Source organism: Acinetobacter sp. YH01019, from assembly GCF_013420285.1.
Taxonomy (GTDB): Bacteria; Pseudomonadota; Gammaproteobacteria; order Pseudomonadales; family Moraxellaceae; genus Acinetobacter; species Acinetobacter gandensis.
Window position 1 is genome coordinate 23,351 of the sequence record NZ_VOYM01000013.1, and the last position, 16,265, is coordinate 39,615.

14 protein-coding genes are annotated in these 16,265 nt (G+C 43.3%); 13 read left to right on the plus strand and 1 reads right to left on the minus strand.

What is annotated here, in order from left to right:
* The first annotated feature begins 16 nt into the window (after window positions 1-16).
* Window positions 17-1,684, plus strand: coding sequence for a sensor histidine kinase BfmS (gene bfmS / locus FTT84_RS05185; protein ID WP_180080209.1), 1,668 nt, complete (start codon window positions 17-19; stop codon window positions 1,682-1,684).
* A 93-nt stretch (window positions 1,685-1,777) separates the two neighbouring features.
* Here bfmS and FTT84_RS05190 read toward each other — a convergent pair whose 3' ends face one another.
* Window positions 1,778-2,134, minus strand: a complete 357-nt coding sequence (locus FTT84_RS05190) for a hypothetical protein (protein ID WP_180080212.1) — start codon at window positions 2,132-2,134, stop codon at window positions 1,778-1,780.
* A gap of 568 nt (window positions 2,135-2,702) precedes the next feature.
* Between FTT84_RS05190 and ndhC the strand changes: the two genes are divergently transcribed.
* From ndhC to nuoM, 12 genes are all read left to right on the plus strand, one after another.
* Window positions 2,703-3,251, plus strand: coding sequence for an NADH-quinone oxidoreductase subunit A (gene ndhC, locus FTT84_RS05195; protein ID WP_067764703.1), 549 nt, complete (start codon window positions 2,703-2,705; stop codon window positions 3,249-3,251).
* Window positions 3,252-3,257: 6 nt separating this feature from the next.
* Window positions 3,258-3,935, plus strand: coding sequence for an NADH-quinone oxidoreductase subunit B family protein (locus tag FTT84_RS05200; protein WP_067764700.1), 678 nt, complete (start codon window positions 3,258-3,260; stop codon window positions 3,933-3,935).
* An 87-nt stretch (window positions 3,936-4,022) separates the two neighbouring features.
* Entirely contained in the window at window positions 4,023-5,810 is a 1,788-nt protein-coding gene (gene nuoC, locus FTT84_RS05205) for an NADH-quinone oxidoreductase subunit C/D (RefSeq protein ID WP_180080215.1), read from the plus strand.
* A 14-nt stretch (window positions 5,811-5,824) separates the two neighbouring features.
* Window positions 5,825-6,334: an NADH-quinone oxidoreductase subunit NuoE gene (nuoE, locus tag FTT84_RS05210; protein WP_067764692.1), complete on the plus strand. Its 510-nt coding sequence runs from the start codon at window positions 5,825-5,827 to the stop codon at window positions 6,332-6,334.
* Window positions 6,331-7,662 (plus strand): NADH-quinone oxidoreductase subunit NuoF, encoded by a 1,332-nt coding sequence (gene nuoF / locus FTT84_RS05215; RefSeq protein WP_067764689.1) that lies wholly within the window; start codon window positions 6,331-6,333, stop codon window positions 7,660-7,662. Before nuoE ends, nuoF begins: the two co-directional genes overlap by 4 nt.
* 11 nt (window positions 7,663-7,673) lie before the next feature.
* Entirely contained in the window at window positions 7,674-10,355 is a 2,682-nt protein-coding gene (nuoG, locus tag FTT84_RS05220; protein WP_067764686.1) for an NADH-quinone oxidoreductase subunit NuoG, read from the plus strand.
* A gap of 3 nt (window positions 10,356-10,358) precedes the next feature.
* Window positions 10,359-11,375 carry an NADH-quinone oxidoreductase subunit NuoH gene (gene nuoH / locus FTT84_RS05225; RefSeq protein WP_067764683.1) on the plus strand — a complete coding sequence of 339 codons (1,017 nt, stop codon included), beginning with the start codon at window positions 10,359-10,361 and terminating at the stop codon, window positions 11,373-11,375.
* Window positions 11,376-11,393: 18 nt separating this feature from the next.
* Window positions 11,394-11,936, plus strand: coding sequence for an NADH-quinone oxidoreductase subunit NuoI (gene nuoI / locus FTT84_RS05230; RefSeq protein WP_067764680.1), 543 nt, complete (start codon window positions 11,394-11,396; stop codon window positions 11,934-11,936).
* A complete protein-coding gene (gene nuoJ / locus FTT84_RS05235) occupies window positions 11,936-12,454 on the plus strand; it encodes an NADH-quinone oxidoreductase subunit J (protein ID WP_171256690.1) in 519 nt (172 codons plus the stop codon). Before nuoI ends, nuoJ begins: the two co-directional genes overlap by 1 nt.
* Window positions 12,454-12,762 carry an NADH-quinone oxidoreductase subunit NuoK gene (gene nuoK / locus FTT84_RS05240; RefSeq protein ID WP_067665227.1) on the plus strand — a complete coding sequence of 103 codons (309 nt, stop codon included), beginning with the start codon at window positions 12,454-12,456 and terminating at the stop codon, window positions 12,760-12,762. Before nuoJ ends, nuoK begins: the two co-directional genes overlap by 1 nt.
* A complete protein-coding gene (gene nuoL, locus FTT84_RS05245) occupies window positions 12,759-14,648 on the plus strand; it encodes an NADH-quinone oxidoreductase subunit L (protein ID WP_067764674.1) in 1,890 nt (629 codons plus the stop codon). The genes nuoK and nuoL overlap by 4 nt, the downstream gene beginning before the upstream one ends.
* Before the next feature lies 1 nt (window position 14,649).
* Window positions 14,650-16,263, plus strand: a complete 1,614-nt coding sequence (gene nuoM / locus FTT84_RS05250; protein ID WP_067764671.1) for an NADH-quinone oxidoreductase subunit M — start codon at window positions 14,650-14,652, stop codon at window positions 16,261-16,263.
* Window positions 16,264-16,265: the final 2 nt, after the last annotated feature.

Here is a 16,265-nt window from a genome sequence, read left to right on the forward strand (position 1 = left end):
GTAGGACACTTCATACGTGTTTAAACACAGCATATTCTTGCGCGTCTATGCAGGACTACTGATATTAGTCTTTCTCGTCGCAACATTCGGCTATTTGCTGGTACAAATTATTAACTACCAGCGCGCGCAAGAGTATCGTGAGTCTCTTACCGATGGGCTTGCCTTTATTATTAGTGAAGGCATAGCGCGTCAGCCAAATGAGCAGCAAAAGTCAGATTGGGTGTCTGATGCATCGGATTTGCTTGAGTTGCCCATCTATTATGTTAAGTCGAATCAAGTCGATTTAACCCGTGCGGAATCCAAACGAATTGAAGAGCGTAAAGCTGTTGTTCGTTGGGATGCACAAACCACGGCTGCATATATTATTTTGGGTTTAAAAGACGACCCTGAGCATTTGCTTTATATCAAGGCTGATAATATTACCGAACGCCAGATGAAAGCATTGCCTGTCTTCATTCTTGATTATTTGGTTTATTACCCTGGTCAAGAAAAGCAGTATTTAGAAAAAATTCAGCATCATTTTTCTTATCCTATTTCCATTCAGAGTGTTCAAAATTTACCACTAGATTCGGAACAAATAGGCCGTCTCAGACTCGATCACAGCATTATTTTATATCGTGATAGTGCAACTGAGCGTGGTACAACGATTTCAATCGTTTCACCTATTCCAAGCTCAACCTCTGAAGTTTTGGTTATGGGGCCTGTGCCGCTATTTAATTGGATGCCATTCCAATTGGCAGCAGGGATCACCTTGCTTAGCTTGTTTGTCTTGAGCTTGGGTGTGTATGGTTTGTTAATTCCAATGCAGCGCAAACTGCGTGCAGTAAATTATGCATTGAATAAAATGAAGGGTGGTGATTTAACTGTACGTCTACCTGTAGATGGTACAGATGAGTTTGGTACTTTGGCGTCTAGCTATAACTCGATGTCTGACCATATTGAGCGTTTAATTGAGGCGCAACGTGAATTAATGCGTGCGGTATCGCATGAGTTGCGGACACCTGTTGCGCGTATTCGCTTTGGCGTAGAAATGATGGCGGATGAAGATGATTATGACTATCGTCAGCAGCAAGTCGAACAGATTGATAAAGATATTGAAGCGCTGAATACTTTAATTGATGAAATCATGACTTATGCCAAACTTGAGCAGGGCATGCCATCTTTAGAATTTGAAGATGTCAGTCTGTTTGAAGTGTTGGATCAAGTATTGATTGAAACTGAGGCACTCAAAACCGGCAAACAGCTTGAGCTGCAAGCTCCACCTATAGGTGTGATTGTTGAAACCGAACGTCGTTATTTGCACCGTGTGATTCAAAACTTGGTCGGTAATGCGGTGCGTTATTGTGATGATCGCGTATTGATGAGTGGTGGTGTTGATGATGATGGAATGGCCTATATCTGTGTAGAGGATGATGGGCCTGGTATTCCAGAAGAAGATCGTCAGCGTATTTTTGATGCTTTTGCGCGTCTAGATGATAGTCGTACTCGTGCATCGGGTGGTTATGGTCTCGGACTTTCCATTGTGAGTCGTATTGCCTATTGGTTTGGTGGTACGGTGGTGATTGATGCAAGTCCTGAGTTGGGGGGGGCACGTTTCACAATGCGTTGGCCTGCCACACGTTTTAAAAAGCAATCCAAGCGTAAAGCAGAGTCGAAGGATTTAAACGAGCCTGATGCAAATTAAAGACGTTATTGCTTATCATTTTATTTAAGCCTATATAAAAAGCCATTCAATTTTGAATGGCTTTTTATATAGGCTTTGTTGAATTAAATAAACTTATTCGGTAATTGTTGCATCTGGCTCAATAATGGGCTTGCCGTCTTTTAAAGCAGCGAGAGCATCGGCATTGAAATCAATTAATAGTGAATTATTTTTGGCATCAATTGAATAATTGCTAATGAGCTTTTGATCGCCATTTAAAGTTTCGAGCTTATATTCATCTGCAATGTTCATGATACCGTTTAAATTAGTGGTTGCAGAAGCTAAGTCTTGGCGAAGTAATTCATAAACATCGCGTAAATCAAAAATCGCATTCTGAGCATCTGGGTGCTTTTCTAAATAGTTTTTAATATGATGGATCACAAGCTGCGCAGATAGAAAATAATCCGGTTTATGCGTGAATTCTAAAGTCATTATTGTCTCTCCGTTGTGATTGCTTATTGTGTTTTATCTACCAATATCACATTCTTTAAATTGGATGTCAAAGTGTTGCAAAAAATCCACAACAAAGCCAAATTTGAGTAAATAGGACATTTCCAAAGTTAAACGGGAGGGAGGTTATTTTGTGCCGATGAATAACTTAATTTGTTCAGTAATTCATCTAAAATAGGTGTAACTTGTATTTAGAAAATAAATAGTCTATTTCATCAATTCTTGCAAAAAGAAGTAATCCCACTTAATTCATGCGCCTTTTTTAATAAAACTAGCCAGTCATAATTTTTGTAAAAAATCCACTAAGTAGAAAAAATAATAAAAAAATTAAATTTAATTCATATAAACGATCAATCCTAATTTTAAGGGAGTAAAGCTGACTTTAATGCTGAAATGATTAAAAAATCATCCTAAAGACGAATACCGATAAGCTAGCAACAAGCCGTGTCAATCAGGTACAATTGGCGGGATTAATTTTGTGTTTGGTGTATTTGAAGGCCAATACATACATTCTTTGTTAATAAATAGGCCTGCCAGGAGTTATCCCCGCATGAGTGCCATTACTCCATACGATTGGGCAATTATTGCCTTCGTGATCGGCGTTACATTCCTTTGCGTCTTTATGCTGACCGTCCCTTTACTCCTTGGGGGTAAATCATGGGGTCGTGCTAAGCAAGAGCAGTTTGAGTCAGGTGTAGTAGGTGCTGGTGGTGCACGTATTCGCTTGTCTGCGAAATTCTATTTAGTTGCAATTTTCTTCGTCGTGTTTGATATCGAAGCACTTTACCTTTATGCATGGGCATCATCTGTTCGTGAGACAGGTTGGGTTGGTTTTGCAGCTGCAGCAGTCTTTATTTTAGTTTTACTTGCTGGTTTGGTTTATGAGTTGTCTACTGGTGGTTTAAATTGGTCACCTTCTGACAAACGTAAAGCGGCAGGAATTAAACCTAAAGTTGGTTCGCCAAATATGGACATCGCAGAAATCACACGCTTTAACTCTATTGAAGAGTTGGTTATGGACCCTACGGGTCAAATTCCAGCGCAATCATCTGGTCGTGTGAAACCTAAATCACCGACTGCATCATCTGACAAGGAGTAATACGGGATGAAATATACCTTAACCCGTGCGAATCCGGATGCTGACCAATATCCACTTCAAGAGCGTCAAATCGTTACAGATCCGCTTGAAGAAGAAGTGAATAAAAATGTGTTCATGACTCGTTTAGAGGACGTGGCACATACAGCAGTAAACTGGGGTCGTAAGAACTCAGTTTGGCCGTTTAACTTTGGTACATCTTGCTGCTACGTAGAGTATGCAACGACTTTAACAGGCGTGCATGACTTGTCACGTTTTGGTGCCGAGGTTATTCGTGCTTCACCACGTCAGGCTGACTTGATGATTGTTGCAGGTACTTGCTTCATGAAAATGGCGCCTGTAATTCAACGTTTGTACGAGCAAATGCTTGAGCCTAAATGGGTAATCTCAATGGGCGCATGTGCAAACTCTGGTGGTATGTACGACATTTATTCAGTTGTACAAGGTGTGGATAAAATCATCCCTGTCGATGTATATATCCCAGGTTGCCCACCACGTCCTGAAGCTTTAATTCAGGCATTGATGTTATTGCAAGACCAGATTCAACTTGAGCGCCGACCACTTTCTGCGGTTATTGGTGATGATCTTAAGCCAGTGTATAAGCCAAAGATGATGCCAGAACGTGACCGTAAAAATGCAGAGCGTATTGCGGTGAAAAACCTGCGCTCAATGGATGAAATTAAATAATCTTTACGATGAAATATTGATACACCCGGTCTGGGTGTAATTGTCGTTTTGATTGACTGAATTTGTATTAAATAGGAAGCCAAGCTAATGGCTGAAACTGACATTGCTATGCCAGAATCAACGCCTGTTGATTCACGCCCTGCATTTGCAATTGTAGAAGAGCTCAAAACCAAGTTTGGTGAGAACTTCTACGTGCAAACGACTTTTGAAGACTTTCCAACAGTCTGGGTTGAGCGCGCACGTGTACAAGAAGTTTTAATGTTCTTGCGCACAGTGTCACGTCCATACGTGATGCTATTTGACTTGTCGGCGGTAGATGAGCGTTTACGTACGCACCGCGACGGTTTACCTGCGTCTGACTTCACCGTGTTCTATCATTTGTTATCGCTAGAGCGTAACAGTGATATTCGTATTAAAGTTGCGTTGAATGAGAATGATGTAAATCTTCCAACAGCAACCAACATTTGGCCAAATGCCAACTGGTACGAACGTGAAGCATACGATATGTTTGGCATTAACTTCGAAGGGCATCCAATGCTCCGTCGTATCTTGTTGCCAACGTATTGGGAAGGTCACCCGCTTCGTAAAGAATATTCTGCACGTGCCACTGAATATACCCCATATATGCAGAACCAGGCGAAACAGGATTTCGAGCAAGAACACTTGCGCTTTGTTCCTGAAGACTGGGGTCTAAAACGCGGTAATGCCGACGAAGACTTCATGTTCCTGAACTTGGGTCCGAACCATCCATCTGCGCACGGTGCATTCCGTGTGATCTTGCAGTTAGATGGCGAAGAAGTGAAAGACTGTGTGCCTGACATCGGTTATCACCACCGTGGTGTGGAAAAGATGGCTGAACGTCAAACCTGGCATTCATTCATTCCTTATACTGACCGTGTCGACTACCTAGGTGGTTGTGCGCAAAACATGCCTTATGTGATGGGCGTGGAACAAATGGCAGGCATCACCGTTCCTGACCGTGCACAATGTATCCGTGTCATGATGTCTGAATTGTTCCGTATCAATAACCACTTATTGTTCATTGGTACAGCAATTCAGGATGCCGGCGGTATGACGCCAGTGTTCTATATGTTCGCCGATCGTCAAAAAATCTATGACGCTATTGAGGCGATCACAGGCTACCGTATGCACCCAGCATGGTTCCGTATTGGTGGTACTGCGCATGACCTTCCAAACAACTGGCAAAAACTCATTCGTGAAATTCTCGAATGGATGCCTAAACGTATGAACGAATATTACACAGCAGCACTTAAAAACTCTGTGTTTATTGGTCGTACCCGTAACGTTGCTCAGTACGATGCAAAATCTGCATTGGCTTGGGGTGTAACAGGTACTGGTCTACGTGCAACAGGTATTGATTTCGACGTACGTAAATACCGTCCTTATAGCGGTTATGAAAACTACGACTTCGATGTACCACTTGAGTACGAAGGCGATGCTTATGCGCGTGTGATTGTTCACTTCCGTGAAATTGAAGAATCACTAAAAATCATCAAGCAATGTTTAGATAACATGCCTTCTGGTGCACATAAAGCAGACCATCCACTGGCTGTTCCACCACCAAAAGACAAGACTTTACAAGACATCGAAACTTTGATTACGCACTTCTTGAGCGTGTCATGGGGTCCTGTAATGCCAGCAGGCGAAAGCTCTGTAATGGCGGAAGTGGTAAAAGGCGCGTCGAACTACTACTTGACTTCAGACAAGTCAACCATGAGTTACCGTACCCGTATCCGTACACCAACTTTCACGCATTTACAGCAAATGCCTTCTGTGATTAACGGCAGCTTAATGTCTGACTTAATCATTTATTTAGCGACAATTGACGTCGTAATGGCTGACGTGGATCGCTAAGGGGTAATCGCATTATGATGATTTTGACTGACAAAAAACCGCGTGTGAACGTTGAAGGGATTTTAACTGCGGAAGAAATCCACGATATCGAACATCACATCGGTCACTACCCGTACCCTCGTGCAGCATGTCTTGATGCATTGAAATGTGTACAACGCCGTAATGGCTGGGTAGATGATGCTCAGATGAATGCTATTGCACAAATGCTTAGCATGACTCTTGCAGACTTAGAAGGTGTTGCAACGTTCTATAACCGTATTTACCGTCAGCCAGTAGGCCGTCACGTAATTTTATTATGTGATTCGATCGCTTGCTTCTTGATGGGTGCGGAAACGCTTGCTGAAGCATTCCAACGTGAATTGGGTATTTCATTTGGCCAAACGACTGCTGATGGTCGTTTTACGCTACTGCCAATTTGCTGTTTGGGGAACTGTGATAAAGGTCCGACGTTAATGATTGACGAAGACACTCACGGTCTAGTTGAAGTGACTTCAATTAAACAGTTATTGGAGAAGTATGTATGAATACTGAACCAAAACCAATTTATGGCGACGGTAACCCAGAAACTCACCCATTAACTTGGCGTTTGAGTAAACAGGAACACGTACGCAGTGCAGACGATTATGAAGCACTTGAGGGTTATGCTGGCTTTAAAAAAGCAATTGGCATGCAACCAAAAGAAGTGCTTGATGTTATTAAAGCAGCGACTGTAAAAGGTCGTGGTGGTGCTGGTTTCCCTGCAGGGATCAAATGGTCGCTTATGGCACCAAACGATAACTCAGGCCCACGTTACCTGATCTGTAATGCCGATGAAATGGAACCAGGTACGTTCAAAGACCGTTTGTTGATGGAAAAACTTCCTCACCAACTGATTGAAGGTATGTTGATTGCTGCTTATACATTAGAAGCAACACAAGGTTATATCTTCATCCGTGGCGAATACATCGAAGCTGCTGGCTACTTAAATGAAGCGCTTGATCAAATTCGTGCCAAAGGTTACTTGGGTGAAAATATTCAAGGAACAGGTTGGAGCTTTGATTTACACGTACATACCGGTGCGGGTCGTTATATCTGTGGTGAAGAAACTGCATTGATTAACTCGCTTGAAGGTCGTCGTGCAAACCCACGTACTAAACCGCCATTCCCGCAAGTTGCAGGTGCTTGGGGTCGTCCTACGATTGTCAATAACGTAGAGACTTACAACAACTTACCAGCAATTATGCTTCGTGGTCCTGAATGGTACATCGGTTTATCTGAAGGTAAGTCGAAAGATCCAGGCACAAAAATTTACGGCGCTTCAGGCAAAGTAAAATTCCCAGGTCTTTGGGAGCTGCCATTTGGTACGACTGCGCGTGAAGTGATTGAAGATCATGCTGGTGGTATGCGTGATGGTCTTAAACTAAAAGCTTGGTTGCCAGGTGGTGCGTCTACCGACTTCCTTGCTGCTGAACACATCGATCTTCCTATGGATGCTGAGAGCATCATGAAAGCAGGTTCACGTTTAGGTACGTGTTTGCTGATGGTTGTTGATGAAACTCAGTGTATGGTTTCTGCGACACGTAACTTAGAAGAATTCTTCGCGCGTGAATCATGTGGTTTCTGTACGCCTTGCCGTGATGGTCTACCTTGGGCTGTTAAAGCATTAAAAGCTTTAGAAAATGGCGAAGGTAAGAAAGAAGATATCGATCACTTACAAGAACTTACTCGTAAGCTTTGGATTGGTAAAACTTTCTGTGCCCATGCACCGGGTGCAATGGAACCGCTTATGGGCGCGCTCAAACATTTCCGTGGCGAATTTGAAGCAAAAGTAGTGAATGCTGCTGCTCAAGTTAGCAACGCCGAACAAGTTTAAGGAATTCGACTATGGCTACAATTCATGTCGATGGCAAATCGTACGAAGTCAATGGCTCAGAGAACTTGCTACAAGCATGTTTGTCTTTGGGTATTGATATCCCGTACTTTTGTTGGCATCCATCCTTAGGTTCTGTCGGTTCTTGCCGTCAATGTGCTGTGACTCAATATGCGAATCCGGAAGATACCCGTGGTCGTTTGGTCATGTCATGTATGACACCAGCAGCTGACAATACCTATATCTCTATTGAAGATAACGAAGCGAAAAACTTCCGTGCTTCAATTGTAGAATTCTTAATGACGAATCACCCACACGACTGTCCAGTGTGTGAAGAAGGTGGTCACTGTCATTTACAAGATATGACTGTGATGACACAACATGATCGTCGTCGCTACCGTTTCACAAAACGTACGCATTACAACCAAGAGTTAGGCTCATTCATTTCTCACGAAATGAACCGTTGTATCGCGTGCTACCGTTGTGTTCGTTACTACAAAGATTATGCTGGTGGTACAGACTTCGGTGTTTATGCAAGTGCATCACGTGTTTACTTTGGCCGCCCAGAATCAGGAACTTTAGAATCTGAATTCTCTGGTAACTTGACTGAAGTATGTCCAACAGGTGTATTCACGGATAAAACTCACTCAGAACGCTATAACCGTAAGTGGGACATGCAGTATGCGCCAAGCGTATGCCAAGGCTGTTCTTCAGGTTGTAACATTTCTCCGGGTGAGCGTTATGGCGAACTACGTCGTGTAGAAAACCGCTTTAACGGTGACGTGAACCAATACTTCCTATGCGATAAAGGTCGTTTCGGTACAGGTTATGTGAACCGTGCAGATCGTCCACGTCAACCGCAGTTCCGTACTGCCGGCAACGTGACTACAGTTTCTGTAGATCAAGCACTTGATACCGTGATTGAAAATATCCAAGCTAAAAAAGTATTGGGTATCGGTTCACCACGTGCATCACTTGAATCTAACTTCGCGCTTCGTGAATTAGTAGGTCAGGAAAACTACTCAACAGGTATGTCTCAAAAAGAGCAAAACTTGGTTGAGTTAGCGGCATCAATCATGCAAACAGAGGGTGTTTACAACCCAACAATGCGTGAAATTGAAAGCTATGATGCAGTGCTAATTTTGGGTGAAGATTTAACCCAAACTGCGCCACGTATGGCATTGTCTGTTCGTCAAGCGGCGAAAAACAAAGCCAAAGAAATGGCAGCAGAGCGTCGTACTCAAGAATGGTTGGCTGAACCTGTACAACGTATTGGTCAAGATGAAAAATCTCCAATCTACATTCTTGCTGCGACTCAAACACGTTTAGCTGACGTTGCAACAGGTGAAGTGGTTGCTTCTCCTAACGACATCGCGCGTTTAGGTTTTGCGGTTGCTGCAGCAGTAGCAGGCGAGAGCATTACTGGTCTTGCTGATGATGCGAAAGCATTTGCACAAACCATTGCTGACACCTTAAAAGCTGCGAAAAAACCATTGATCATCTCTGGTACAAGCTTACAAGACGCATCAATCATGGAAGCAGCAGCGCAAGTTGCACAAAACCTTGGTTCAAATGCAGGTTTGACATTGACTGTTCCTGAAGTGAACTCAATGGGCTTGGCAATCTTGGGTGGTCAAAGCCTTGAGCAAGCATTTGCACAAGATTTTGATGCAGTGATTGTGGTTGAAAACGATCTTTATCGTCGTTTACCAGCAGCGCAAGTGAATGCAGCGCTTTCGGGTAAAGATGTGATTGTATTAGATCACTCTGAAACTGAAACTGTGAAAAAAGCAGATATCGTTCTTTCTGCTGCAAGTTTCGCTGAAGGTGATGGTACTGTGGTATCGCAAGAAGGCCGTGCACAACGTTTCTACCAAGTGTATGACCCAAGCTACTACAAACCAGAACTTGCGATTAAAGAATCTTGGCGTTGGTTACATGCCCTAGAAACAGGTCTTAAAGGTAAGGCAATTTCTTGGACATTACTTGATGACGTCATCGAGTCAGTTGCGAAAAACGTACCTGCACTTGAAGCGATTCAAGATGTAGCACCAAATGCGGGCTTCCGTGTACATGGTCTTAAAGTAGCTCGTGAACCACGTCGTTACTCTGGTCGTACTGCAATGCGTGCACCACTTTCTATTCACGAACCTAAGCAACCAGTCGATAAAGACTCTGCGTTGACGTTCTCAATGGAAGGTTATGTAGGTAACCAAACTCCAGCTGCACTTGTACCATTTGCTTGGTCTGCAGGTTGGAACTCACCACAAGCTTGGAATAAATTCCAAGACAACGTGGGGGGGCACTTAAAAGGTGGTGATGCTGGTATTCGTTTATTCGATCGCCTAGTAAAACGTCCTGCACGTACATTTGTAGCGCCAGCGCCAGTGGTTGCAAACCCTGAAAGCTTCCGTCTTGTACCAATGCACCATATTTTCGCTTCAGGTGAATTTACAGTGAAAACGCCTGCGATGGAATCACGTATTCCAGAAGCAATGTTTGCTGTGGGTGAACAAGATGCTGCTCGTTTGAATGTTCAAGATGGTCAGAAGATCACAGTGAAAACTGGTGAAGCTGAAATCGTTCTTCCAGTTCAAGTGATTGAATACTTACCAACAGGTTATATCGGTTATCCAGTGGGTATTGCACCTACAGTATCGCTTGCAGAACCTGTTTCAGTCGCGGTAGGAGTGTAATTCATGGAACAAGAATTAATCCGTCAAACGCCGCTGTGGGCTGAAAACTGGCCAATCGCCTATTCAGTGCTGCAAGCTATTGTGATCTTACTGGTTGTAGTATTGATCGCAGCGTTGATGTCTTTCATCGAGCGTCGTTTACTCGGCTTGTGGCAAGACCGTTACGGTCCGAACCGCGTAGGTCCGGGTGGTATGTTCCAGATCGTTGCCGACATGTTGAAAATCATGTTCAAGGAAGACTGGACACCAAAGTTTGCTGACAAACTTACTTTCCGTATGGCTCCAGCAGTTGCGATGGCAACTGCGGTGCTGTCGTTCATGGTTATTCCTGTTTCACCTTACTTAGGTGTCTCAGACATGAGCATCGGCCTATTGTTCTTTATGGCAATGGCAGGTATTGCGGTATACGCAGTATTGTTCGGTGGTTGGTCATCAAACAACAAATATGCATTATTGGGTGGTCTACGTTCTGCAGCTCAAACCATTTCGTATGAAGTGTTCTTGGGTATTTCATTGATGGGTGTGGTTGCAATTGCTGGCTCATTCAATATGCGTGAAATTGTAGAAGCGCAACGTGATGTTTGGTTTGTTATTCCTCAGTTCTTAGGTTTCTTAATCTTTGTGGTTGCGGGTGTTGCGGTAACGCATCGTCACCCATTTGACCAACCTGAAGCAGAACAAGAATTGGCGGAAGGTTACCATGTCGAATACGGTGGTATGAAATGGGGTATGTTCTTCGTTGCGGAATACGTCAACGTAGTACTGATCTCTGCGCTTATCGTAACCTTATTCTTCGGTGGTTGGTTAGCGCCATTCAACTTAGAAATTCCATTCGTTCCAGCAGCGTTCTGGTTCATTATTAAAACAGCATTCTTTGTAATGATGTTTGTCTTGGCTCGTGGTTCTTTAATGCGTCCACGTTATGACCAAGTGATGAACTTTGGTTGGAAAATTTGCTTGCCATTGGCGTTGGTTAACCTTCTGGTAACTGGTGCTGTGATTCTGATGAATCAGGCCTAAGACAGCAGGGAGAATAAAATGTTTAAATTTCTAGCTGGATTTGGGTCAATTGTACGTTCACTGTGGATGGTTTTCTCACACGTGACGCGTAAACGTGACACCATTTTATATCCAGAGGTTAAAGGCGAAGATATCGTACCACCGCGTTTCCGTGGTCGTATTGTATTAACGCGTGACCCTGATGGCGAAGAACGCTGTGTTGCATGTAACCTTTGTGCGGTTGCATGTCCAGTAGGCTGTATTTCACTACAAAAAGCTGAAAAAGAAGATGGTCGTTGGTATCCGGAGTTTTTCCGTATTAACTTCTCTCGTTGTATTTTCTGCGGTATGTGTGAAGAAGCATGTCCAACAACTGCGATTCAAATGACACCTGACTTTGAGTTAGGTGAATATGTTCGTCAAGACTTGGTATATGAGAAAGAAAACTTACTCATTTCTGGTCCTGGTAAATACCCAGAATACAACTTTTACCGTGTAACAGGTATGGCTGTTGCTGGTAAAGATAAAGGTCAGGCGCAGCGCGAAAGCACGCCAGTTGATGTACGGAGTCTATTACCATGATGTGGCCATTTTATTTGATGGCACTTGTGGCCATCGTCTCTACCGTTCGTGTTGTAACCAACACGAACCCTGTACATGCTTTATTAAGCTTGATCATCTCTTTACTTGCGGTAGCGGGTATCTTCATGATCGTAGGTGCGCCATTCGCTGGTGCACTTGAAATTATTGTTTACGCCGGCGCAATTATGGTGCTGTTCGTATTCGTAGTGATGATGCTAAACCTTGGGCAGGATACTGTTGAACAGGAAAGCAAATGGCTGACTTCATCTGCGTGGGCTTATCCTGCGTTGATGAGCTTCCTTATGGGTTTAATCCTTGTTTGGATGCTGAAGTCAGACTACACAACTGCTGGCGCTCTAATGGGTGCTGAAGTTGTAGGTCCAAAACAAGTTGGTACAACACTCTTTACTCAGTACTTATTACTGGTTGAAGTTGCTGCGATGTTATTGCTTGGCGCGCTTGTCGCTGCATTCCATCTTGGCAAACGTGAGCCAGGTGCAGAAGAGGACAAACAATAATGGGCAACATCCCTTTAGAACATGGTTTGATCGTTGCAACCATCCTTTTCGCACTTGGTTTTTACGGTGTGATGGTTCGACGCAACCTATTATTTATTTTAATGAGCCTCGAGATCATGATGAACGCTGCTGCATTGGCGTTCGTTTTGGCAGGTAGTGCTTGGGCACAGCCAGACGGTCAGGTGATGTTTATCTTGATCTTAACGCTTGCTGCAGCCGAAGCGTGTATTGGTCTTGCGATCGTCCTTCAGTTCTATCATCGCTTCCATCACTTGGATGTGGATGCTGCTAGTGAGATGCGCGGATGAGCTATTTATATTTAACAGTATTATTTCCGCTAATCGGTTTCATCCTTTTAGCGGCAGGGCGTAAAAACCTTCCTGAATCTGTTGCAGCGATTATTGGTGCAGGTTCGGTTGGTCTTTCAGCTTTATTTGCATTGATTGCAGGTATCGACTTTGTCAACAATGGTTCAGTTGCGACAACTCAACACCTTTGGACATGGTTCAGTGCAGGTGATTTAGCACCAGGCTTTACGCTTCACCTTGATGGCTTATCATTGTTAATGATGGGTATGATCACTGGTGTTGGTTTCCTAATTCACATCTTTGCAACGTGGTATATGCGTGGTGAAGAGGACTTTGCACGTTTCTTCTCTTACTTCAACCTATTCGTTGCAAGCATGTTATTGCTTGTATTGGGTGACAACTTAGCGTTGTTATTCTTGGGTTGGGAAGGCGTAGGTCTATGTTCTTACCTATTGATTGGTTACTACTACCAAACACCTGCGAACGGTTTTGCTGCAATTAAGGCATTCACTGTTACACGTGTGGGTGACGTATTCTTACTAATCGCTTTGTTCTTAATCTACCAACAGTTCGGTACTTTAAACATTGCTGAAGTAGTTGCTGCTGCACCAACAGTGATGGTTGAAAGTTCATCGTTAACGATTTGGACTGCTTTAATGTTGTTCTTGGGCGCTGCAGGTAAATCTGCACAAATCCCATTACAGACATGGTTGGCAGATGCGATGGCTGGTCCTACACCAGTATCTGCATTGATCCACGCAGCGACAATGGTAACAGCTGGTGTTTATCTATGCTGCCGTATGTTCTCTGTGTTTGAACAAGCACCTGAAGTAATGATGTTCATCTCGATTACTGGTGCGGTGACATTATTGGTTGCTGGTTTTGCAGCATTGGTTCAAACAGACATCAAACGTATTCTTGCTTACTCTACAATGAGTCAGTTGGGTTATATGTTCATGGCTGTAGGTGCTGAAGCTTACCAAGCTGGTTTATTCCACATGCTCACTCACGCATTCTTCAAGGCATTATTATTCTTGTCTTCTGGTGCGGTGATTCTTGCATTCCATCACGAACAAAACATCTTCAAGATGGGTGGTCTTTTCCACAAAAACAAATTCTTGTTTGCTTGTTTCGCAATTGGTGGCGGTGCATTGGCAGCGATCCCATTCATCACAATCGGCTTCTTCTCAAAAGATGCGATTCTTGGTGCAGTATGGGTGAAAGGTCAAGCTGTTGCAGTTTATGATTGCTTGTACTGGACTGGTGTAGCTGGTGCATTCTTAACTTCAATCTATACATTCCGTTTAATCTGGGTTGTATTCTTTGGTAAAGAAAACACGCCTTACCATGAAATTAAAGGCATCACGTACTGGGGCCCATTGGCAATTCTTGCAGTGCTTTCAACTGGTTTAGCTTATGTATTAAAAGCACCAGTAACAAACATTCTAAATGCTGCGCAAATTCCAGCGTTTAATGTTCCAGAAGCACTTGAGCATGGTATGCACAGCGCTGAATATACAGCTGTAGGTATTGCACTTGCAGGCTTGGTTGTTGGTGTGGTGTTGTTTGCCTTTGCTTATAGCGCAGTGAAAGCATTTGCTAAAACTTCACTGGGTGCAGGGCTTGCAAATATCTGCCGTAATGCACTTGGTTTCGATGCTTTGTACAACATTGTTTTCGTTAAGCCTTATTTGCTACTGGCTAAAATCTTTGGTCGTGATCCAATTGACGGCTTATGGCTTGTATTGCCTGCACTTGTTAAAGGCGGTAATAGCTTTACAAGTTCACGTCAAACAGGTTCATTGCGTGAATACGCATCTAGTATGGCATTCGGTACGTTTGCATTACTATTGATCCTGGTCGTGATTCAGGTCGTGGGGAAATAAAATGGAAACTCCAAACAATTTAATTCTACCCGCTCTGATCCTTATTCCGTTCATTGCAGGTTTTGTATGCTGGCTTGTCGATAAACTCGACAAGCACTTGCCACGTTATATCGCGTTAATCGGTATGCTTTTAACTTTGGTGTTAACCATTGTTTTATGGCAAAACGGTACTTATAACTACGAGTTGGGTACACAAGCTCCACAGTGGGCTGCTCAATTTAACCTACCGTGGATTACCACTTTAGGTATTAACATTCACTTAGCTGTGGATGGTCTTTCACTGCTTATGGTTGGCTTAACTGCATTACTAGGTGTACTTGCAGTAGGTTGTTCATGGGGTGAGATTCAAAAGAACGTTGGTTTCTTCCACTTAAACCTTTTATGGTCTTTGGGTGGTGTAATCGGTGTATTCCTTGCGATTGACATGTTCCTGTTCTTCTTCTTCTGGGAGATGATGCTTGTACCAATCTACTTCTTGATTGCGTTATGGGGTCATAAAGGGGCAGACGGTAAATCACGTGTTTACGCTGCGACTAAATTTTTCATCTATACACAAGTTGCTGGTCTCATCATGTTGATCGGTATCTTGGGTCTAGTTGTAGTCGGCTACCAAATTCATGGTCAAATCAGCTTTAACTATGACTTCTTAATGAGTGTTGCGCATACGATTGAAGCTCAAGCTCCAGCAATTGCTTATGCATTCATGATCTGTATGTTCATTGGTTTTGCGGTAAAACTTCCAGTTTTCCCATTACACGGCTGGTTACCAGATGCACATGCTCAAGCACCGACAGCGGGTTCTGTTGACCTTGCAGGTATCTTGATTAAAACTGCGGCTTATGGTCTTTTACGTTTCGTAATCCCATTCTTCCCAGTAGCATCTGCTCAGTTTGCTGACATCGCGATCATTCTTGGTCTAATTGGTATTTTCTACGGTGCTTGGTGTGCATTCCAACAAACAGACATGAAACGTCTGCTTGCGTACACATCTATTTCGCACATGGGCTTCGTACTTCTTGCTTTGTATGCAGGTAACATCCTGACATTCCAAGGCTTGATGATTATGATGCTTGCACACGGTCTATCTTCTGCTGCATTGTTCATTATGTGTGGTCAAGTTTACGAACGTCTGCATACACGTGACATGCGTTTAATGGGCGGTATCCGTGGTCAGTTCCAATACTTATCATTCTTCTTAATGTTCTTTGTTGCTGCACTTGTAGGTATTCCAGGTCTTGGTAACTTTATCGGTGAATTCCTGATCTTGATGGGTTCATACGCGAAGTTCCCTGTGTACACAATTCTTGCTGCAGTAAGCTTAGTATTTGCTGGTCTTTACGGTTTAATCCTGATTCACAAAGCATTGTTTGGTACGCCAAATGAAGAACAAAAACAGCATTACGCAAATCCGTTGAAAGACTTAAATGCGCGTGAAGTTGTGATTCTTTTAATCTGTGCTCTTGGTCTTGTATGGCTTGGTCTATTCCCACAAAGCTTCCTTGATATTTCAAATTCAAGCATGGCGTGGATTGCGAACAGTTATATTCCAGTTCAAGAAGTCGTTGATGTTGTGCAGCAAATTGCTGTACAACCTGAAAATGTGGAGATGCAATAAGC